Annotated in this window: 24 protein-coding genes and 1 pseudogene; 17 read left to right on the top strand and 8 right to left on the bottom strand. The window is 42.4% G+C overall.

The window, feature by feature from the left end; genetic code table 11:
• Nucleotides 1-523 precede the first annotated feature (523 nt).
• On the top strand, nucleotides 524-736 hold the full coding sequence (locus tag ASULF_RS02030; protein WP_144060467.1) for a hypothetical protein: 213 nt from the start codon (nucleotides 524-526) through the stop codon (nucleotides 734-736).
• Nucleotides 737-1,024: 288 nt separating this feature from the next.
• Here the strand turns inward: ASULF_RS02030 and ASULF_RS02025 are convergent, their stop codons facing one another.
• From ASULF_RS02025 to ASULF_RS02000, 6 genes are read right to left on the bottom strand one after another with little or no spacing between them, the layout of a single operon-like run.
• Nucleotides 1,025-1,915 (bottom strand): ATP-binding protein, encoded by an 891-nt coding sequence (locus ASULF_RS02025; protein ID WP_015590032.1) that lies wholly within the window; start codon nucleotides 1,913-1,915, stop codon nucleotides 1,025-1,027.
• A gap of 4 nt (nucleotides 1,916-1,919) precedes the next feature.
• Nucleotides 1,920-2,708, bottom strand: coding sequence for a nucleotide-binding protein (locus ASULF_RS02020; RefSeq protein WP_015590031.1), 789 nt, complete (start codon nucleotides 2,706-2,708; stop codon nucleotides 1,920-1,922).
• Entirely contained in the window at nucleotides 2,705-2,998 is a 294-nt protein-coding gene (locus ASULF_RS02015; protein WP_015590030.1) for a hypothetical protein, read from the bottom strand. Before ASULF_RS02015 ends, ASULF_RS02020 begins: the two co-directional genes overlap by 4 nt.
• Nucleotides 2,958-3,383, bottom strand: coding sequence for a NifB/NifX family molybdenum-iron cluster-binding protein (locus tag ASULF_RS02010; RefSeq protein ID WP_015590029.1), 426 nt, complete (start codon nucleotides 3,381-3,383; stop codon nucleotides 2,958-2,960). The genes ASULF_RS02015 and ASULF_RS02010 overlap by 41 nt, the downstream gene beginning before the upstream one ends.
• A gap of 29 nt (nucleotides 3,384-3,412) precedes the next feature.
• Complete coding sequence (locus tag ASULF_RS02005) at nucleotides 3,413-3,760, bottom strand: NifB/NifX family molybdenum-iron cluster-binding protein (RefSeq protein WP_015590028.1); 348 nt, start codon at nucleotides 3,758-3,760, stop codon at nucleotides 3,413-3,415.
• Nucleotides 3,761-3,820: 60 nt separating this feature from the next.
• The gene (locus ASULF_RS02000) at nucleotides 3,821-4,042 is read right to left on the bottom strand and encodes a hypothetical protein (RefSeq protein WP_015590027.1); all 222 of its coding nucleotides are present in this window, start codon (nucleotides 4,040-4,042) and stop codon (nucleotides 3,821-3,823) included.
• A 1,251-nt stretch (nucleotides 4,043-5,293) separates the two neighbouring features.
• On the opposite strand from ASULF_RS02000, the gene ASULF_RS01995 reads away from it, so the two are divergent.
• From ASULF_RS01995 to ASULF_RS11840, 3 genes are all read left to right on the top strand, one after another.
• Nucleotides 5,294-6,721: a sulfite exporter TauE/SafE family protein gene (locus ASULF_RS01995; protein ID WP_015590026.1), complete on the top strand. Its 1,428-nt coding sequence runs from the start codon at nucleotides 5,294-5,296 to the stop codon at nucleotides 6,719-6,721.
• Nucleotides 6,722-6,783: 62 nt separating this feature from the next.
• Nucleotides 6,784-7,266, top strand: a complete 483-nt coding sequence (locus tag ASULF_RS01990; RefSeq protein ID WP_015590025.1) for a DUF22 domain-containing protein — start codon at nucleotides 6,784-6,786, stop codon at nucleotides 7,264-7,266.
• A 163-nt stretch (nucleotides 7,267-7,429) separates the two neighbouring features.
• On the top strand, nucleotides 7,430-7,570 hold the full coding sequence (locus ASULF_RS11840) for a hypothetical protein (RefSeq protein WP_169336378.1): 141 nt from the start codon (nucleotides 7,430-7,432) through the stop codon (nucleotides 7,568-7,570).
• Nucleotides 7,571-7,837: 267 nt separating this feature from the next.
• Here ASULF_RS11840 and ASULF_RS01985 read toward each other — a convergent pair whose 3' ends face one another.
• Nucleotides 7,838-8,314, bottom strand: coding sequence for a DUF22 domain-containing protein (locus ASULF_RS01985; protein ID WP_015590023.1), 477 nt, complete (start codon nucleotides 8,312-8,314; stop codon nucleotides 7,838-7,840).
• Between the two features lie 110 nt (nucleotides 8,315-8,424).
• On the opposite strand from ASULF_RS01985, the gene ASULF_RS01980 reads away from it, so the two are divergent.
• From ASULF_RS01980 to ASULF_RS01935, 13 genes and pseudogenes are all read left to right on the top strand, one after another.
• Entirely contained in the window at nucleotides 8,425-8,610 is a 186-nt protein-coding gene (locus tag ASULF_RS01980) for a hypothetical protein (RefSeq protein ID WP_015590022.1), read from the top strand.
• Between the two features lie 163 nt (nucleotides 8,611-8,773).
• The gene (locus tag ASULF_RS01975) at nucleotides 8,774-9,076 is read left to right on the top strand and encodes a hypothetical protein (RefSeq protein ID WP_015590021.1); all 303 of its coding nucleotides are present in this window, start codon (nucleotides 8,774-8,776) and stop codon (nucleotides 9,074-9,076) included.
• Between the two features lie 144 nt (nucleotides 9,077-9,220).
• Nucleotides 9,221-9,763 (top strand): ribbon-helix-helix domain-containing protein, encoded by a 543-nt coding sequence (locus ASULF_RS01970; protein WP_015590020.1) that lies wholly within the window; start codon nucleotides 9,221-9,223, stop codon nucleotides 9,761-9,763.
• Nucleotides 9,764-9,803: 40 nt separating this feature from the next.
• On the top strand, nucleotides 9,804-11,027 hold the full coding sequence (locus tag ASULF_RS01965) for a DHH family phosphoesterase (protein ID WP_015590019.1): 1,224 nt from the start codon (nucleotides 9,804-9,806) through the stop codon (nucleotides 11,025-11,027).
• Nucleotides 11,008-11,163 carry a 4Fe-4S binding protein gene (locus ASULF_RS11665; protein ID WP_144060568.1) on the top strand — a complete coding sequence of 52 codons (156 nt, stop codon included), beginning with the start codon at nucleotides 11,008-11,010 and terminating at the stop codon, nucleotides 11,161-11,163. The genes ASULF_RS01965 and ASULF_RS11665 overlap by 20 nt, the downstream gene beginning before the upstream one ends.
• Nucleotides 11,164-11,184: 21 nt before the next feature.
• Nucleotides 11,185-11,340 (top strand): annotated as a pseudogene (locus tag ASULF_RS12385) (hypothetical protein); the annotation flags it as partial.
• A 32-nt stretch (nucleotides 11,341-11,372) separates the two neighbouring features.
• Entirely contained in the window at nucleotides 11,373-11,516 is a 144-nt protein-coding gene (locus tag ASULF_RS12155; protein WP_236609698.1) for a hypothetical protein, read from the top strand.
• A 66-nt stretch (nucleotides 11,517-11,582) separates the two neighbouring features.
• Nucleotides 11,583-11,801 (top strand): hypothetical protein, encoded by a 219-nt coding sequence (locus tag ASULF_RS11255; RefSeq protein WP_052312073.1) that lies wholly within the window; start codon nucleotides 11,583-11,585, stop codon nucleotides 11,799-11,801.
• 107 nt (nucleotides 11,802-11,908) lie between these two features.
• Nucleotides 11,909-14,008 (top strand): ABC transporter substrate-binding protein, encoded by a 2,100-nt coding sequence (locus ASULF_RS01955; RefSeq protein ID WP_015590016.1) that lies wholly within the window; start codon nucleotides 11,909-11,911, stop codon nucleotides 14,006-14,008.
• A 252-nt stretch (nucleotides 14,009-14,260) separates the two neighbouring features.
• A complete protein-coding gene (locus ASULF_RS01950) occupies nucleotides 14,261-15,262 on the top strand; it encodes an ABC transporter permease (protein ID WP_015590015.1) in 1,002 nt (333 codons plus the stop codon).
• 24 nt (nucleotides 15,263-15,286) lie between these two features.
• Nucleotides 15,287-16,423 (top strand): ABC transporter permease, encoded by a 1,137-nt coding sequence (locus ASULF_RS01945; protein WP_015590014.1) that lies wholly within the window; start codon nucleotides 15,287-15,289, stop codon nucleotides 16,421-16,423.
• Nucleotides 16,420-17,400: an ABC transporter ATP-binding protein gene (locus ASULF_RS01940; protein WP_015590013.1), complete on the top strand. Its 981-nt coding sequence runs from the start codon at nucleotides 16,420-16,422 to the stop codon at nucleotides 17,398-17,400. The genes ASULF_RS01945 and ASULF_RS01940 overlap by 4 nt, the downstream gene beginning before the upstream one ends.
• A 5-nt stretch (nucleotides 17,401-17,405) precedes the next feature.
• Nucleotides 17,406-18,374: an ABC transporter ATP-binding protein gene (locus tag ASULF_RS01935; protein WP_015590012.1), complete on the top strand. Its 969-nt coding sequence runs from the start codon at nucleotides 17,406-17,408 to the stop codon at nucleotides 18,372-18,374.
• Here ASULF_RS01935 and ASULF_RS01930 read toward each other — a convergent pair.
• Entirely contained in the window at nucleotides 18,368-18,910 is a 543-nt protein-coding gene (locus ASULF_RS01930) for a hypothetical protein (RefSeq protein WP_015590011.1), read from the bottom strand. The genes ASULF_RS01935 and ASULF_RS01930 overlap by 7 nt on opposite strands.
• Nucleotides 18,911-19,003: the final 93 nt, after the last annotated feature.

Genomic DNA, 19,003 nt, shown 5'->3' with positions numbered 1-19,003 from the left:
AACCCTCTTAAAAAAGAAGAAAAAATTCAGGGTCTCTTTTTAACTCCCGTCACAAAGTCAATAATTACAAGACATCAATCTGTGATTGGAGTGAAAAACCATAGTTGAATTTGGAGATACAAAGTAGATCTCAAGAAAAATTGTCAAGAAGCTTGAGAAAAAGAAGTAAAGGAAGCTCTATCCAGAAATAGAATTGTTCCTGTTGATGAAGCTGTTACCATGCTAAAAAGTTGTCTTACTTCGTTGGAGAGTTAAAGAAAAGGAGAGAATCGAGAAAGCTATTAAATTAGAAGTTTTAGATATTAGAAATCCACTCCTTCACAGTTAAACTGAAGAAAAAAATTCCTAAAAGAAGGGCTAATAAGTGGATGATGCTACAGGGACCTGAGCAAACAGAAACACAGGAAATGGGAGGATTCAACAGCAAGTTCTTTTTGGACATCCAAACTTGCATTGCTACGGATTGCAAGACAAAAAGCTTTTGTTGTTTTTAATCTATCCTGCAAATACTAGCGGTTGTCAGATGTTCGAGGATATCCTAGATAATCTTAAAAGGAAAGGGCTACTAAAAGCAGGAGCAGTTATGATGGTTGACAGGGAATTTTGCTATTATCACGAATGTTGCTTTAAAAAGGTAGTTCCAGTAATCTTGTTGAAGGAAAACATGAGCTTGAGCAAGTTATTAAGCATGATCTCAACCCCTCTGACTTATTTCATCGAAAATAAAATTAAATAAATAATCTTCCTCAAAAACCCGTAAAAATACTCATCGATTATTTGAAGAGAGAAGATGAGCTTAAAGCTGAAAGATCAGAAGTAGAAGATTTGTTTAAATTAGGGAAATGTGAACTCTTTATGGACAAAATACATCGATTTACGAAGAGTTCTGTTGCAAAATCCGTCTATGCTAACGTGACACTCTAATACTTCTTCTAGCAAACTTACACGGTTGGAGGTTTAAGGAGAAAGAAGGTGTTTGCAAAGGGTAGCTGAAGTCTCTCAAAACATCGTGAGAGCAAATGTCCTACAACAACCTTCCCCTGACAGTTTTCCAGCACTCAGACATCTTTTCTGCGGCTGTACCATCAAACGGATATTTTAGATTTGAAACTTGCTCAATTAAATCTTTATCAAAAGGAATGAACCCTAAAAACTCCACTTCCCTACTCTCACAATAATCTCTAATTTTCAAAGCCATCGACTCATTTAAGTCATATTTGTTCACGGTAACAAAGGCCTTAACCCCGAAGTGATCGCAAAGATCGAGAATTCTCTTCAAATCATTCAAACCCGAGAGTGTAGGCTCTGAAATTACTATTGCAACGTCTACATCGGTAAGTGATGCCATCACAGGGCATCCAACTCCTGGAGGTGCATCCACAATGACAAACTCAAAGTTCATATCCTCAGCGATCTTCTTTGCCCTTTGCCTAACTTCTGTAACAAGCCTCCCCGTATTCTCCTCCCCGGCTTTCAGTAAAGCGTGAACGAAGTGACCATATCTCGTTTTGGATTTGTATATCTCTCCCGTTTTCACAGTTTCCATCACAATAGCTTTTTCCGGACATGCACTGTAGCAAAATCCACAACCTTCACATCTTTTATCGTTGACTGTATATGGATTATCGAAAATCGCATTGAATCTACACACTTCATAACACAATCCACATGAGGAGCATTTATCCTGCAGTATTCTGGCTTTCTTGCTTGCATAATATTCCTCAACTTCCAAAATCTCCGGATTTAGGAGTATGTGAAGGTTCGGAGCATCTACATCACAATCTGCAATTACACAACCTTCAATGCTGTGTATCAATGCGGAGAAGGTCGTCTTCCCCGTTCCACCCTTTCCACTGATTATCGCAATCTGTTTTGGCTCTGAATTTGCTGACTCGGGATTCGAAATTGAAGACATCAGATCACCCCAGAATTCCATACAGTTCAATAAAGAAATCCCTCATATCATCTATCAATTTCCCCTTAGAGTACTTTTTCGCGATCTCAGCACTGAAGGGTATTTTTCCGATGATTTCGATACCCTCGGATTTGCAGTACTTCTCAACACCATCGAAGGGCAAACCATACTTGTTTATTAAAACTCCAAAATCGAGATTTAGATCGGAAACGACGTTCACAGCAATCTTGAGATCGTGCAAGCTGAATGGTGTTGGTTCAGCAACAAGAATAACATAATCTGAATCAATCACACTCTCAACCATCGGACATGTGGTGCCGGGGGGTGAATCTATAATCGCATTTTTGCCCATTAATTGCTTGACATGTTTTATCAGAAAAACAGGTGAAGCTTCTCCAACTGTAAGCTCACCATAGGTTAACTTGATATCCCCTTCTACCGTTACAACCTTTCCTGTCTGGTAGTCAACCTCTTTTATTGCTTTCTCCGGGCAGAGATAGCTGCAAGCCCCACAACTATGGCAAAGCTCCGGGATCGGATAAGCTCTATCTATGACATATATCGCAGAGAACTGACAGACATCTCTGCAAACACCACATCCATTGCAGCAATCATTTACCTCAGGAACCTTACGGAAAACTAAGTTTTCTTTCTTATTACCTTTAATAAAAATATGGTCATTGGGCTCCTCAACATCCAGATCGAATAAATCAACTGAGTTGAAAAACGCTAAATTCACCGAAACTGTTGTTTTTCCCGTTCCACCCTTACCTGAAGCAACGGCTATCCTCATAAGTCGATCTCCTCGACAACAAAATCCTCTCCAGCTTTTCTGATTCTCACTCTGACCTCTTTATTTCCATCGAATCCCATTTTTCTTAACCTGCTGAAGTTGGCTTTTTTCAGGAACTCTACCAATAGCTCGAGTTCTTTCTCTTTCTCTGTGTTATCCTCTTTAAGCAAGTCCCTAACTAACTCTTCGTACCTTTTTTTAGCTTCCGTCTCTATGCAGCGATTGCTTAAATGGAGGATGAGTTCCATGTCAGTTCCATCCTCCACTTCTTCCCTTGCCTCCTCTTCCACCTCTTCCAGCTTTGCCCTGTTTGGGTCCCATACTGCCAGTCTTTATTTCCTCAAGTTCTCCTTTTGTGAAAGCATCGACTGCATACTTAACATTCATTCCTTCAGCATTGTATACCTTCACACCAGCAGATTTCAGAACTTTCATGGCTTTTGGTCCTATCTTGCCAGTAAGTAAAATCTCAACTCCAAGGTCGATTATAAGCTGCGATGCTGCTATTCCAGCACCGCTGGGTTGAGACTTTGCCTTGTTATCGACAACCTCTACAGCCTTAATTTCTTTCATTTCTTTATCAAAATCAACAATTGTGAATTTCTCAGTTCTCCCAAACTGAGGGGTTACATTATCTTCCAGACCACCTTTTGAGGTTGTTGCAGCAATTTTCATTTAAATCACACTCACCACACGCCCAATACTCAGTGTATACATCCCATACTCACATCGGCCTCACGAAGTTCTCCAGCGAGAAACTGATCTATCGCATCCTTTACTTTACCAGAAGCTCCCATGAACACCTTTATTCCATAGCTCTTGAACAACGCTATAGCTTTAGCGCCCATTCCACCGCATATAACAACATCAACATTTTTAGCTCTGATAAGTTCAGGTGGCCTTCCAAAACCACCAAAATGCTCACTCGTGTTTCTGATGACCTCTACTTCCTTGCTTTCGGTGTCGTATATTGTGAAAGTTTCAGCCTTGCCGAAGTGGTCGCAGACATAGTCATCCAAGCCACCATTATAGCTTGGTACACAAATTCTCATGTCTATACCTCCATTTTTAACTCTCTACTTCTCCCCTTTTATTTCTCTTTGCCGTTCTCTTTATCTCCTTCTCAGCTCATCAATTCTTCTTCTAATATCCTCAAGTTCTAATTCCAGATTTCTTTTGATTCTCTCAAGCACATCCAGATCGTCTCTGAATTCATCTTGGTATCTTAAACCTCTGTATCTTAGATATCCGAAACATCTGTAATCCCCTCTCATCCATCCAGGCTTACCAGTAGCTTTGTACCACCATCTCCACCCCCTGCAATGCCTTGGCAAACTCATCACCTCCTGTTAGAGTGATTTTACCATCATATCTTTCCAATTCCAAGACATTTAAATTTTTCGGCTAACCTAAAATTAGTTATAATTTCATCTTTACAATCTAGCATTTAGCTGAGATTAATGGAAAATATGGAAAAACTTGGCTTTTTATCATAAATGTCAGAAATTACCGAGAACACAAGCAATGAAGAAGTGAAGTAAAAAGATGGGCTATTGTGAGGATATGTTTTTGAGGAAATGGGACATGTAAAAAGCAATAAAACCTTGAACATTTATCCTTTGCAGACTATCTTTTGAGGATATCTCAGGATATGCACTATCTTTGACTCTGACATTCGTATCGGAAGAAGTTGTGGGTTTAGCAGTACTCGTACTGTTCATTTTATTGAAAGTTCGTAAAAATCCCTCGAGTATCCAGATAGAATTTAACGGGGGTTTTAGCATCATATTGGAGTTTGACTGTTGTGCTGTGGGAATATGAATGCCGTGGTATATTTCTATCAATCTTTCCAGTGTTATAGGCTAATCCTGCATTTCTCATAGGCATTCAGTACTCTTCCGTTTCCTTTTTGGTTGTTTTAGTTCTGTAATCTCTCCTATTTCTTTATATTATTTTCTTGGCGAATAGATTTTGATGTTACTCTCATCATAGGGTTGGAAGAGTTATGGTCTGTATTTGTTTGCAACTCATTTATTCTCTAATTGCTGACAGCCATTGCACTACAGCAAAGTTCCACAGGAAATAAAGGGGGTGGGGTTGATTAATCGTTATAGATTAAGGTTCCGTGTTGCTGCGCTTATTGAAAAACCTTTACACTCTGAAACCGCATCTATGTTCTTTAGTACATTCTTTAATGGAGTATGTTAGACCATACATTCTATTCTAATCTTTAGAGTCCATTTATAAATTGAAATTCCTTGAATAAGTCTCCTGTCCGGCATTCCAGTAATTTCCGCCCCTTTTCGAATTTATAGTTGTAGAGTAACTGGTAGTGTTTGACATTAAACAACCATAAAAAAACATAAAAATTAGTGAATTATCTTAAAAAAAAGCAAACCTTCACAAAAACCTTTATTTTCATCTAGTTTTGATATATACTGTAGAAAGTGGAAATCCCGTTAAAACAAATTATGAAAAAGTAATGAATAATAAGGAAGGTTTAAGGGGGGTTGGAAGGTTAGAGAGGGGATTTCCAATTTGAGTTTGCGTTAATAAAAATGTTTCATAATGGGGGTGAATATTGAATGGGTGGTTTTGCTGAAGGGGGCTCAGCAATGACCCCCGATATGTTCATACATATCGGGGTCAACGAAGCTTTGTTTCTGCTAGCTCTCGGATTTTTTGGAGGTATGCTTAGTGGGTTCATTGGAAGTGGTGGAGCCTTTGTGCTCACACCCGGAATGATGTCCATTGGCGTGCCTGGACCTATAGCAGTAGCATCGAACATGTGCCACAAGTTCCCCAAGGCAATGATAGGAGCTTGGAGAAGGAAAAAAGTTGGGCATCTTGACGTTAAACTTGCAATATTGATGGCTTTCTCAGCCATATTGGGTGTTCAGGTTGGAATTCAGGTTCAGAAGTATATACTTGAGCAGCTAGGCCCTACAGGAACGAACTTGTATGTAACTATCGCATTCTTGATAGTCTTACCATCAGTTGCTGCTCTACTGATAAGAGACGTTTTTAAGGCTAAGAAATACGGTATTGAAGACACGGAACCAGAATTTGCAAAGAAGCTTGAGAAGAAATTCAGGATACCACCAATGATCAAGTTCGATGTCGCTGGCAGAACTCAGTCGCTCTGGCTAACCATCCCTCTGGGTTTTGCCACCGGATTCCTTGCAGCAACAATTGCAGTAGGTGGATTTATTGGAGTTCCATCGATGATCTATGTGATTGGGGCATCAAGTGCGGTTGCGAGTGGAACCGAGCTTGGAATAGCATTCGTTATGGGCTCAACAGGAACATTCACATGGGCTTACCTGCTTGGAGCAGTTGATTTCAGGCTCACGACTTTGATTCTCGCCACCTCACTAATCGGTGTGCAGATTGGTGCTGTGGGAACGACTTATGTTAGGCAGTACTATATCAAGCTTGCAATGGCTGTTGTGATGCTCCTCGTTACTGTTAGCAGAGCGTTTGCAGTACCGGGATATCTTGTAGAACTCGGATGGCTATCGCTTGATCCCGGATTGGTGGAAACTTTCAACTCACTTGTATTTCCAATTATGATTGTAGCAATGGTGTCAGTTACTCCAATAGTGATTGTTCCGATGTTGAATGTTAGGAAAGAGCTATCGAAGATGGGCTTGCTTGAGAGGGCAGTAGCTAAAGCGGAACATAAAACTGGTGGGCTTGTTAAGAGAATGATAATATTCGGAATCCTGACAGGAATTAACTACTACTTCCTGTTCAGAGATCCAAATGCATGGCCTTACTTCATCACACAGATCCCGCACATGGGAACTTTCGGTGCGATAGCCTACACGCTGGGAGTCATTGCACTGGCAATTTACTGGTCTATTGTACATGGTAGTTTTGCTCACAACTTCTTGGATCTAATAAACATCACAGCTTTGAAGGATGAGGTGGCGAAGAGGATAGCAACCGAAGGTTATGATGGCTTGAGGAGCTGGGCTGCAAGCGTAAAAGGCGTAAAAACTGAGGTTTAAACTTCTATTTCTTTTTTATTTTCTCTCAAAACTTTTATATAGTTAGGTTCTAATATATATTTATGGAAGTAACAATTTCTTACCGAAAAGATTCAGAGGTCGTTTACGAGAAGGCCAATGTTGAGGAAGCAGGCTATTTTCTCGGGCCTGTAGCGTACTTCGTTAATATTGTAGCCGATGAGGATGTGGAAGTCAAAGCAAATCGTGTTAAAGTGATAAAAGTTCAGGAATTCAAAATCTCTGGAAACGAGAGGCTGACTCTCCTTGACAGATACAGGCATGCCTTGGGAACTCTTGTTGCTGTGGTGGAGGACGGAAAGCCTGAAAGGATTGATGTGCCATCGAGGGTTAAATATGTTGTTTTCTATCCAATAGCGGATGGAAAGATCTTAAAGGGTTCGCTTATTGGAGTGGGTGTTGTTACAACAGTGAAAAAGGAGGCCAAAGAGGCTATAGTTGAAAAGCTTCGTGAAGTTGATAAAGCAATCTCAATAGACCCAGAAGTGTTCGTAAAGTCGGACTGGCCCTATCTATGGAAGAAATAACCTTTTTTGTAATATAGATTATGCTGTGTATCATTTATTAAGCAACAAATATCATTCAACTCACTAACATTGAATACACTTCTCTAACTTCCAATCTCCGATAGTGCTACCCAATAAAATATCATAACAAGATTAATATAATAAATGCACATATGATTTAGCGGTGAAAGTTATGCAGGCTGTGGTATCCAGAGAAGGATACTTGAGTAAAGTAATAAGGCTACTCAAGAAGATCGATCAAGCAATCTCAATAGACCCAGAAGTGTTCGTAAAGTCGGACTGGCCCTATTTATGGAAGAAATAATTATCTAATTATTTTATTCTGAGTTGTTTTAGGTTCTCCTTTCGTCGCTAATCCCCGCGACTTCCACAAGATACACGATGAAACGTATATTTGTCCTTACATACACGCCTGCATCCAAAGGCAGGATCGACCTGCGGGGGCCGCTGTGACCCGGTCCGAAGAGTGGATGATGGGGTTGAAGAGACCCTGAACACAACCTCTCTCCTGGGGTTAAACTCCAGCCGTGCTGGAGGATACTCTCCATTTCAATGGAGAGAGGAGGTCACGTTACTCCCATCTTATTCCACCGATATCTTCAGCCCATTTGGCCTTTTCAGCCCATTCTGATAGCATTTTGGAGATCTTGTTGAGTGTACTGGTTTTAACATATCTTATGTTTATAACTCCAATTAGCTCGCCTTTTCGTATTTTTCCACTCATTACTGGAAGGAAGATCGCTTGGGTTATCTTCTTACTCTCCTCAACCTTTTTCAACTTTCCGGGAACATATACATCCAGCAGAACACCGAGAGCGTGCCTCATTATTGGAAGAGGGGAAACTATCGCATTCTCCGGAACATCTATCGGCTCAACATCGATAGCACAAACCTTACTTTCTTCAACTTCCTTATCTTCTGCTGAAATGAGAATTCTCCATTCGGCAATTGGGCTGAGCTGAAATCCGTATGGCTCAACATTTATCTTATCGCTTTTGAGGCTCCCATTAATTCTGTCGTCCCAATAAACTATCTCAACTGAAGCCATGATGTTAATTTGATTTTATAATTAAAAACTCTTTTGCATCAATGTAGTTTTAGAAACTCTTAAATATTATCATTCACTACTTGGTAGTGTAATTTAGTGGGGTGGATTAAATGTTAGTAAACATTAATAATAAGGTAACCTCGCTTATAAAGAGCCTAGTTGACTGGGAGGCTCTGGCAGACTTTATGGAGCCGTTGGACACTGTTAACATTTTCGAACCAATTAATGAACCCACATTGGAGCATCTGGAGAGGATGTATCTGAGGGATCCGAACGGAATCTACAACCCTGTTTAACTCTTTTAATTGTCTTAAAACTCGATCATTTAAGTCATTTGATATTTTTGATTATTAAATGTTTATAATTAAATCGCAAAGGATAAATAGTATTAAAATTACATACTTTTGAACAACATTGAATAAATTGAATTAATGTATGTGAAAAGGAGGGGTGGTGGGCATGAACTTAGGTTGTGAACAGCTTTTATCTCATGAGGAGGGATACTGGATTAAGGTTTATATCCCAAGGCGTTGGATGAGGTTCATCGAAGAGTATGCTGAGTACAGGGGGTATAAGGACTCGGAAAGCAAGGAAAGGTACATTCTTGTAGAGCTTCAGTCGAGCATAAGGGACTTCATATTTGCTGCGCTAGATGATATGAAAAAAAGCGATGCTGAGATGTGGAAATATTTTGTTGAGAAATACGGGCTGGAGGAGGATGTAAGGATCAGCTCTAACAGGGTGTATCTACCGGAGGAGTGAATAGATTATTCGCTAATTATTCAAAATCTCCTATTTTTAACTCGTCTGGCTATAATATTTAGTTTTCGATATTACATATCCATAAATTTTAATTTTTGTTAGTTTGACAATAAAGTTTTTATGCTATTAAACTAACATTGATTAATGTCTCTAAAAACGAGGCGCCTGTCAATTGCTGTGGATAATTACACTTACAAGGTGCTTGAGGACATAGTTAAGAAGGAACAGAAGTCGATGAGCGAGGTAGTGAGAAACTCCATAAGAATTTTGTCGAAATTGTCCAGAAATGGAAATCTCGAGTCTCTTGAAAATGCTCTGGTTTATTCTGAGCTTTTGTCGTGTAGAGAGCATGTTATAGTCGATATAGAAATCTGGTCCGCAATTCTTGAGATAATAGATGAGAAAAAGAAGGAAGAATTTTTTGAGATTGTAAGGAAAGTTGGTTTTGAACACGGGATTCAGTATAGGGAGAGAGGGTTGAGGACGGTTGAGGAGATTCTGAAGTACATGGAGTATGAAAACTGGTTCAGGCTCAAGGTAAACTCTGATAAAACTTACACGCTGGTTTTGTCAGCTAAAAGCGAGCAGAAAATACTGGAAGTCTTTCTTAGAGGGGTCTTTGATGCGATGAAGCTAAATACGGAGATAAAGGACTATTACCGAAAGCTGATAATCGTTGAAAACTGAAGCCCAAAACTTTTATTTTGTTAAATCATTAACATTAGTCATGGAGGAATATCTCAATAAGGAATTTTTTGAATGGGTGGATTGTGTAGCGGGCATTTTGAAGGATGCTGAAAAGCAGGCAACTATAGTTTATCACAACGATGCGGATGGTATATGCTCATCAGCCATACTTTCAAGGGTTTGCGAATATTTTGGGTTGAAGACTGAACTAATCTGCATAGAGAAAGTCAACCCTGATATCATTGAGATAATTCACGCTGACAGAGATGGAATAATAATATACACAGATCTTGCAGGCTTGGCCGCAGAAGCCATCGACAGAATAAATGCTGGCAGGGGGAAGGTAATTATAATTGACCATCATCCAGCAAAAGAGATAGAGAGCGATAGCGTTTTCGTTCTAAATCCAGAGCTTTCAGGCATATCTGGTGACATCTTCGTTTCAGCTTCAACGCTCAACTACATATTCTTCCGTGCTATTGCAGGTGATGAGGCGGAGAAATGTGCCTATCTCGCAGTGGTCGGGAGCGTTGGGGACTACCATGACAGGTACGGTGGCGTTCTGGGGTTCGATAGATTCGCGTTAAATGAGGCGATGCGCATGAAACAGGTTAAGATTATGATTGATGGGATGAAGGAGAGGTACTATATCGACTTTTTTGGAGAGTATGCTGATGTGGTGGCAGAACGTCTAACGACTCTTGGCGCTGTTGGTTATGAGGAGAAAGGCTATCAGTTGGGACTTAAGGCCTGCTTTGAAGGTTTCAACGGTGCTACGATGGAGATTGTAAAAAGACTGGAAAGGATAAGGGAAGAGAAATTTGAAAAGATGGTTGAATTCCTGAAAACCAATTTGAAGCAGGAGAAACATGTTCAGTGGTTTCATATTGGGGACTCATTCTCTCCGATGGGGGTTAAGGTTGTTGGAGAGTTCTGTGAGCTGATAAAAGACATGACATTTGTTGATGACAGCAAGTACCTCATAGGCTTCCAGAGCATGCCGAAGGTGGTTCCCGATCTGGGTGAGATAGACTGGAATGTCGTCAAGATGAGCGGAAGGGTTCCGACACCCCTTGAAAGAAAAATTTTCAAAGGGGAAGCTCCGGGACTGGACTATCTCGTGCCGAAAGCCAGTGAAATTGTTGGAGCCTTTGCCGATGCAACTCATAAGATTGCTGCGGCAACTATTGTTGATGGGGGCAAGGAGGAGGAATTCATTGAAGCTTTTGAGAGGCTGGTGGAGAATGAAGTGTCTGGCGGTTAAGGACATCGAGAAGTGTGTTGGATGCGGGTTATGCGTGTACGCCTGCTCGAGAAAGTTTGCTAAAAATCCGGAGCTCTTGGACCGATGCTGGGCATTGGTAACAGAGGTGGACTGCTCAGGCTATACACAGGGTTGAAAGGTATGGACTGGAGTATATCTGGTATGGGCTACGGAGGCTTTTAACCGAGGAATTCTGAATGAAGGAGACACTCTGTTGAAGCTGGAGCTTGGTAATGTTGATGCATATCTCTATGGACTACATCTATGGCAGCCGAGCAAGTTCCACAGGTATCTTGCAATGGGAGTTGAGCAAGTCTCGAGTAAATATGGAGGAAAGGAATTCGCGTGGCTTTTGGTGGGAATGAGATGCCCGGATACCATACGGGCAGGTTATCTGATTGGGCTGAGGCACAGCCATCTCGTGGGGCAGGATTCAGCATGGATCAGAAAGTTAGGGACTACACACCTCAGGAAGTTGTTGACATCTGATAGCTGAGGAGTGCTGGAAGCAGATGCTCTCAAGCCTTGTGGTCTGCACTTTGCGAGAGGGATATATTGGGAACTCATATCAAGCCAGATGAGCTAAAAAGAAAAGGTGAGAAAATCTACAGGGAGAAACTGAAGCTGAAGGTTGATATGGGATTCGATAAATCGAAATTGAAGCCACAAAAAAGAGTTTTTGAGGTTGAGACATTTCGTGGAAAGCTAGATGAGAGATTCATTAGAGAGACTATCGGTTACTACCGGAAGAGGGTCGATTGTATGATTACCTGAGGTTTTGAGGATTATCTGATTTGATGTCAATTTGATGTCAATGGGTGTTAAAAAGATATTTAAATGTGGAAACGAACATACCTTGAAAAAAATTCTGGGGGGTTATAATGAGGAAAGTATGGCTATATATATTGATGGTAGGAATCCTTGCAGTTACATTCGCAGGTTGTGCACAGCAGGAAAAACCAGAGGCTACACCAACACCAACGGTTGCTGAAACACCAGCACCAACACCTACGCAGCCAGCCACCGTTATTGAAACCGATACCTCTGTGGTCGTGGTTGGAGAGAAAGGAAAGGTCGAGACCGTTGAAGTACCATCAGGAAAGAAAGTTATCAGGGTGAGCTATGTTGTCGATGAAGAAAACACAAAGCCGATTGAGAAGCTAATGGATGAAGGGCAGGGATTCGGAGCGATAAACCCTGCTTTCTGGAGGAATACGGACTTTGACGCTCTTGTCAAGGCAGCTAGGTTTGAGACGAATCCGGATGTAAGGACCGAGTTGTTCAAGGCAATGTACATAATAGCCAACAAAGAAGTTCCGTTAGTAGTCTTTGGACAGAACAAGATGATGAGGACATACTGGGACTGGGTTGAAGGCAGATACTACCATCCAACATTCACCGAGAGATACGACCTGATATGGGAGAATCCGAACGCTCCGACAGTTGACATAGGAATCAAGGACTACAAGAACGACCCGAGCACACTTGTAATCGGTACCATCGGATGGCCGGAGTCATTCGATCCTGCAACGACCTATGAAACATTTGGATGGGAGATCTGGCATCAGGTTGGAGACACCCTAGTCACATACTGGAAAGAGGAAACCGAGAAAGTCTCACCCGATCTGGCTGTAGCATGGGCTCACAATGCTGATGGTACTGAATGGTATTTCGTCATAAGAGGTGGTGTTGTAGCATACGATCCATGGAATGACAAGACTTATCCGATAGACGCAACTGATGTTGCATTCAGCTTCTGGAGAGTACACAGAATCGGACACAGCGTTAGCTGGATGCTCGATTTCACAGATCTTAACAAGTCAATAGCAATGACAGAGGATGAGTTCAAGGAGGTTCTTGCGAAAGGAGGAATCTACGCGGAGTATGAAGGAAAATCCGGAGAAGTCAAGTCGATGGATGAATTGCTTAAGATGTTTGGATACAGTGGCAGCACTGCTGGAGTTTACAAGCTTGTCCTTCCACAACCCTACGCTCCAATTCTTGGAGTTATAACAGATCCGTTTCTGTCAATACTGCCAATGGAGTACCTGCTTGGAGACAAGTATGAGGAGGCTTTGGCAGCATCTCAGAATGGAAAGGATCCATCTGTCTGGAACGCTTATGTCAGCGAGGGCAAGGAGGATGCAACCCATCAGCTCATGCATCAGAAGCCCGTCTGCACTGGGCCATATTACATAGCAGAGTACGAGGAGAACAGCTACATCGTTGCGAAGATGAACCCGTACTACTGGGGCAAGTCGCTCTGGGATGAGATGTACTCTGATGGAACAAAGGCCAAGCATGAGACGGTTATATGGATAATCAACAATGATGCAGTCTCCAGAATTAACCTGTTCCAGACAGGCACGGTTGACTTCGTTGTTGCACCACCTGAGAGAATTGATGATGTCAAGGGTCTGACATTCCAGGGATTCAACTCGGTTGTGCAGACCGATCTGCTTGAGCCCACGATTACATACGGAGTCTTCAACACCTACAAGGAACCATTCAACAACCCGAAGGTCAGGCAGGCTCTGGCCTATGCCGTGCCTTATGATCAGATAATCGAACAGGTATATTCAGGTAACCTTGAGAGGAACTACGCAGCAATCCCGATTGGCTGGCCCGGATATACCGAATATGGCATTGAGAAATACGAGTTCAACATGGCAAAAGCCAAGAAGCTCATCGAAGAGTCAGGAATTGATCCATCGAAGTACACGATAGAGATCACATACAACGCGGGTAACTCAGCTAGAGAGAAGATTTCAGCTCTGCTGCAGAACACCTGGAGCCAGCTTGGGTTCAAGTGCACTGTGAGCAGTCTCGAATGGCCGGTGTATCTCAGCAAGGGTGAACACGGACAGTATGACTACTACACAATCGGATGGGTGCCTGACTACCTCGACACCGACAACTGGGTTGGTCCACTTTACTATGGAGCAACGGAATTCAAGGAAGTTAATGTTGCAGTAGAATAATTTTTTTCTATTTTATTTTTAGTTATTTTAGTTTATCTCTTGCTTCGTTTAGGTTTAGCATAGGCTTAATTCTTAATCTGCGATCCTTCGGATAAGTTATCGGTTTCTCTCTGGATAAGGTCAGATTGAATGTTGTTAGAGGCTAAAAGAAGCCTAAAATTAGTTATTTGGTTTTATTATAATAAATTTTAGAAAAACGATCTCCAGAAACATATTTAAACCAATTACACTTTTACACTCCGGGGTGAGTCTGTGGCGGAGCTAAAGAAGTTCCTGATAAGGCGAATGCTAACATTCATCCCAACGATAATCGGTATCACCCTGATAGTTTTTGCAATAGCCTACCTGATCCCGGCAGATCCAGCAAGAGCATGGGCTGGAGGAGAGAAAGCAAGCCAGAAAGCAATCGAGATAATTAAAGAGAAATATCATATGGATGATCCATGGTATGACCAATATATATTTCTCATTTCTGGATTATTAAAAAATGAGATAATAGACCCCAGAACATCGAATCCCGTTATGGATGATGTGGGTAAAAGATTCCCTGTTACATTTCAGCTTGCCCTGTTTGCCTACTTTTTCGTTCTTTTAATTGGCATACCCCTCGGCCTTATCTCCGCTCTGAAAAGGGATAGTGCCATTGATACCTTCGTCAGAATTTTTGCCCTTATAGGTGTATCAACACCCGTTTTCTGGCTCGGTTACATTCTGATATACATATTCTTTGTCAACTTCAGGATCATCAACCTCGCAGGAGTTCCTCCGTCTCCAGAGGTTGCTATAACCCATGTTCCCGTGATAGATGCGTTGCTGAATGGTGATTTTGAGCTGTTCAGACAGCATGTTGCAAGATTCTGGCTTCCCGGATTCGTTTTGGGATTTATGGGTGCTGGAGTTGTGGCAAGATTCGTCAGAAACTCCTTCCTTGAGGCTATGGGAGGGGATTACATAGAATTTCTGAAGGCTAAGGGAGTGCCCAAGTTGGGGATATACAGGCATGCGATGAAGAATTCCTTGGTGCCGATCATGACCGTTCTTGGTTTGCAGTTTGGTGGACTGCTAAGTGGTGCACCGATAACGGAAACTGTATTCGGCTTACCGGGGATAGGGCTTTACGCCATATTTTCAATCCGTACACTTGACTTTCCAGCAATCGTTGCGGTGACATTCGTATTCGCTCTTGTTTATGTAATTGCGAACCTAATAGTTGATATCTTCTACGCGGTAGTCGATCCAAGAGTTAGATACTAGAGTTAGATGCTGAGGGGAGGTTCGATGCAGGAGAGTCGGGAGATACAGGAAACACAAAAAGAGGAGGAATATCAGAGGAGCATACTTGACAGAATCTCCGATCTCTTCATTGAGGTGGTAGTGTCCATAATATCTCTTGTGAGGAAGGACTGGAGAGAAAAAAATCGTTCGAGAATTGCAGAGTGGAAGTTGATGTTTTATGCCCTCAACAGATCTCCACCGGGGATAATAGGACTTTTTTTGGTTACAATGTTCGTTTTACTTGGAATATTCGGTCCTTATCTCGCTCCCTATAAGTATAATTATTTCCCGATATTCGAAAATGGTAGAACATATCTCTCTCCGCCCGGAGAGTTCTTCCCGCTTGGAGCGGATCACTTTGGCAGGGATCTTGTAAGCCTTCTGCTTCAGGGGGCTAGAACCTCGCTGGTCATATCGATTATAGTTATACTTCTCGGAGTTCCGCTGGGGATAATTCTTGGACTTGTTGCTGGATATTTTGGCGGGAAAGTTGATGAGATTATAATGCGTATAACCGATATGTTTCTCGCCTTTCCACCGCTCATACTTGCAATAGCCTTTGCAGCAGTCCTGCCTGAAAGGATAACCGGTCTGATAGACAGCAGCCCACTACTGCAGCAAATCCTTCTCTGGCTTTTTGCTCTCGATACGAGAGAAGCTGGAAATCTTGGAAGACTTCTCGCAGTTATGATCGCTATGGCTGTTGTCTGGTGGCCAGGATATGCGAGGATTACGAGAGGTTCAACTCTAACAGAGAGAGAGGTGTTGTATGTAGAATCAGCAAAGGCTATTGGGCTATCATCCACCACGATCATGGCAAGACACATACTCCCCAACATTATCGGGCCAATCCTCGTTTACATCACACTTGACTTTGGCAGCGTTGTTCTGACCGAAGCTGGACTGAGCTTCCTCGGGCTTGGAGCAACACCACCCATAGCGGACTGGGGAAGAATAGTTTACGACGGCTCTCAGTTCTTCCCGAAGGCGTGGTGGCTCATAGTCTTTCCGGGCTTAATTGTGCTGTTAGATGTTCTCGGATGGAACCTGCTTGGAGACTCGCTCAGAGATGTTCTGGATCCAAAACTGAGAAGGAGCATCGAGTTTAAGGTAAAGAAGAAAAAGGGTGAACAGGAATGAAGAGCAAGGTGCTCGAGGTAAGGGATCTGACAGTACACTTTTACACCTATGCCGGGATAGTCAAGGCGATTGAGAAAGTCTCGTTTGATGTATATATGGGAGAAACATTCGCCCTCGTTGGTGAAACGGGTTGCGGTAAAAGTGTTACTGCAAGGGCTTTAACCCAGCTCATCGAATCTCCCGGCAGGATTGTTGGTGGGGAGGTTTATTATACATCCGATAAGGGGAGAGTGGATCTTTTAAAGCTCTCTGAGGAGGAAATACGAAAGATAAGGGGTAGCGAAATCGCATACATATTTCAAGATCCTCAATCATCCCTAGATCCGTTATATACGATAGGTTATCAGATATCGGAAGCATTGTATGTTCACAAGAGGGTTGAAAACTTGAAGGATGGGATAAAGAAGGCGGTTGAGATACTGAGAACGGTTTTGATGCCCGATCCCGAGAAGAGGGTGAGCAATTACCCCCATGAAATGAGTGGGGGGATGAAGCAGAGGGCCACGATTGGCATAGGGATATCAAACAACCCGAAGTTGCTGATTGCTGATGAGCCAACCACAGCTTTGGATGTTACGGTTCAGACACAGATCCTTGATCTGATAAAGGATATGAAGGAAAGATACGGGGCGACTGTGATACTCATAACCCACGATATGGGTGTGGTTGCAGGCATGGCTGATAGAGTTGGAGTGATGTATGCGGGGAAAATCGTTGAGCTTGGAGATGTGTATGCGATATTCAAAAAACCTCTCCACCCATACACTCAGGGGTTGCTCAGGGCGGTTCCAAACCCGCTTGTTAAAATCGAAAGGCTGGAAACTATTCCCGGAACTGTGCCCAGCCTGATAAACCCACCAGAAGGCTGCAGGTTCAGTCCGAGATGCCCTCTGGCTTCCAGTATATGCAGAGAGAAAACTCCAGAGCTTGTTGAGCTGGAAGATGGGCACTTTGTTGCATGCCATAATGTCGGGTGATCTGGATGCAAAGCACGAAGTACATCCTTCAGGTAAGGAACCTCAAAAAATACTTCCCTGTAAAGGGTCTGTTCTTCACGAAAGGCTATGTTAAGGCTGTCGATGGAGTATCTTTTGAGATACTCAGGGGAGAGACTTTCGGTTTGGTTGGAGAAAGCGGATGTGGAAAGACAACAGTTGGAAGAACGATTCTCAGGCTTATTGAACCAACAGACGGTCAGATCCTTTTTGAAGGAAAGGACATAATGAAATTCAGCAAGAAGGACATCAACCGGTTCAGGAGAAAAGCTCAGATAATGTTTCAGGATCCGTATTCGTCCCTTAATCCAAGGCAGACGGTTTTTCAGATCGTGATGGAGCCGGTCAGGCATCACGGCATTGAGGTGGATGATCCCGAGGCTTTCGTCATCGATCTGCTTGAGAGGGTTGGACTGAACGAGAGCCATCTCTATCGTTACCCTCACGAGTTCAGTGGTGGTCAGAGGCAAAGGATTGCGATGGCAAGGATTCTATCTTTAAAGCCAGAGTTTGTTGTGCTGGATGAACCGACTTCGGCTTTGGACGTCTCTGTTCAGGCGAACATACTGAATACGCTGAAAGACATTCAGGATGAGTACAAGCTGACATACTTATTCATAAGCCACGATCTTGCCATTGTGAAGTACATGAGTCACAGGATTGGGGTGATGTATCTCGGTAAGCTTGCTGAGGTTGGTAACTCTGAGAGCATATTTGAAGAGCCTTTGCATCCATACACAAAGGCTCTGTTCTCAGCAATTCCAATTCCCGATCCGGATATTGAGAAAAAGAAGGAGAGAATAAAGGTTATTGGAGAACCACCCAGTCCAATAAACCCACCAGAAGGCTGCAGGTTCAATCCGAGATGTCAGTATGCGAAGGATATTTGCAGGGAAAAGGAACCAGAGCTTAAAAAGGTGGATAGCGATAGGTTTGTTGCCTGTTGGCTTTACTGAAATTTCTTACTAACTTCATCAAATTCCTTTCTGAAACCCTCATCCAGCTCATACAGCCTTCTGTAGATCTTATCCTCTGGCAGGCCATCCTTAATTTTGATTGAGATATATCCTGTGTCTCCTAGTACGGTGCAATCTGACACAGCCCTTAGAATCTCCGCTGACTGCATCAGTTCTATTTGCATTTTGGATAACCTCTCATCCTGACTGAGGTTTTTTGAGTGGCCAAAAGGCAGAAAGAGGGTTCGGAAAAAAGACCATCTTCCGAATCTTTTCCCTCTTTCTATTTTGACAAGCTTGAGCTTCCTCTCAACCTCAGTCAGGATTTCGGAAAATGTTCTGGCAAGTTCATCCTTGCTAAGGATTGCATCGAGTTTGAGAGCACTATTTACATAGCTTCTCTCAACACTCTCCCTTATAAGTCCCGCAATCCTGAACCTCTCGTCAAGCTTTGCAGAGAAGTAAGCATCCACCCAGAGTCTTTTTCCAGTCCTCAGTTGGAATGAAATGTACGGGATGAATATCTCCGACATCATCTTTGGAGACTTGGGTTGATCTCTTAAATCTTTGCCCCTAGATGATGAACTCAAATAAAATCCACAATAAAAATTTATAGCGATGGGCAGAGG

The organism is Archaeoglobus sulfaticallidus PM70-1 (genome assembly GCF_000385565.1).
GTDB classification, from domain to species: Archaea; Halobacteriota; Archaeoglobi; order Archaeoglobales; family Archaeoglobaceae; genus Archaeoglobus_A; species Archaeoglobus_A sulfaticallidus.
This window is presented reverse-complemented; position numbering and strand designations above follow the sequence as displayed.

Coding starts and splice junctions, on each gene's coding strand:
- ASULF_RS01995 (WP_015590026.1), top strand. CDS start 5,294: ATGGGTGGTTTTGCTGAAGGGGGCTCAGCAATGACCCCCGATATGTTC.
- ASULF_RS01970 (WP_015590020.1), top strand. CDS start 9,221: ATGTCTCTAAAAACGAGGCGCCTGTCAATTGCTGTGGATAATTACACT.
- ASULF_RS01935 (WP_015590012.1), top strand. CDS start 17,406: ATGCAAAGCACGAAGTACATCCTTCAGGTAAGGAACCTCAAAAAATAC.
- ASULF_RS01945 (WP_015590014.1), top strand. CDS start 15,287: ATGCAGGAGAGTCGGGAGATACAGGAAACACAAAAAGAGGAGGAATAT.
- ASULF_RS02010 (WP_015590029.1), bottom strand. CDS start 3,383: ATGAAAATTGCTGCAACAACCTCAAAAGGTGGTCTGGAAGATAATGTA.
- ASULF_RS01930 (WP_015590011.1), bottom strand. CDS start 18,910: ATGATGTCGGAGATATTCATCCCGTACATTTCATTCCAACTGAGGACT.
- ASULF_RS02020 (WP_015590031.1), bottom strand. CDS start 2,708: ATGAGGATAGCCGTTGCTTCAGGTAAGGGTGGAACGGGAAAAACAACA.
- ASULF_RS11665 (WP_144060568.1), top strand. CDS start 11,008: ATGAAGTGTCTGGCGGTTAAGGACATCGAGAAGTGTGTTGGATGCGGG.
- ASULF_RS01965 (WP_015590019.1), top strand. CDS start 9,804: ATGGAGGAATATCTCAATAAGGAATTTTTTGAATGGGTGGATTGTGTA.
- ASULF_RS02030 (WP_144060467.1), top strand. CDS start 524: ATGTTCGAGGATATCCTAGATAATCTTAAAAGGAAAGGGCTACTAAAA.
- ASULF_RS01985 (WP_015590023.1), bottom strand. CDS start 8,314: ATGGCTTCAGTTGAGATAGTTTATTGGGACGACAGAATTAATGGGAGC.
- ASULF_RS02025 (WP_015590032.1), bottom strand. CDS start 1,915: ATGTCTTCAATTTCGAATCCCGAGTCAGCAAATTCAGAGCCAAAACAG.
- ASULF_RS02005 (WP_015590028.1), bottom strand. CDS start 3,760: ATGAGAATTTGTGTACCAAGCTATAATGGTGGCTTGGATGACTATGTC.
- ASULF_RS01980 (WP_015590022.1), top strand. CDS start 8,425: ATGTTAGTAAACATTAATAATAAGGTAACCTCGCTTATAAAGAGCCTA.
- ASULF_RS01975 (WP_015590021.1), top strand. CDS start 8,774: ATGAACTTAGGTTGTGAACAGCTTTTATCTCATGAGGAGGGATACTGG.
- ASULF_RS01940 (WP_015590013.1), top strand. CDS start 16,420: ATGAAGAGCAAGGTGCTCGAGGTAAGGGATCTGACAGTACACTTTTAC.
- ASULF_RS01955 (WP_015590016.1), top strand. CDS start 11,909: ATGAGGAAAGTATGGCTATATATATTGATGGTAGGAATCCTTGCAGTT.
- ASULF_RS01990 (WP_015590025.1), top strand. CDS start 6,784: ATGGAAGTAACAATTTCTTACCGAAAAGATTCAGAGGTCGTTTACGAG.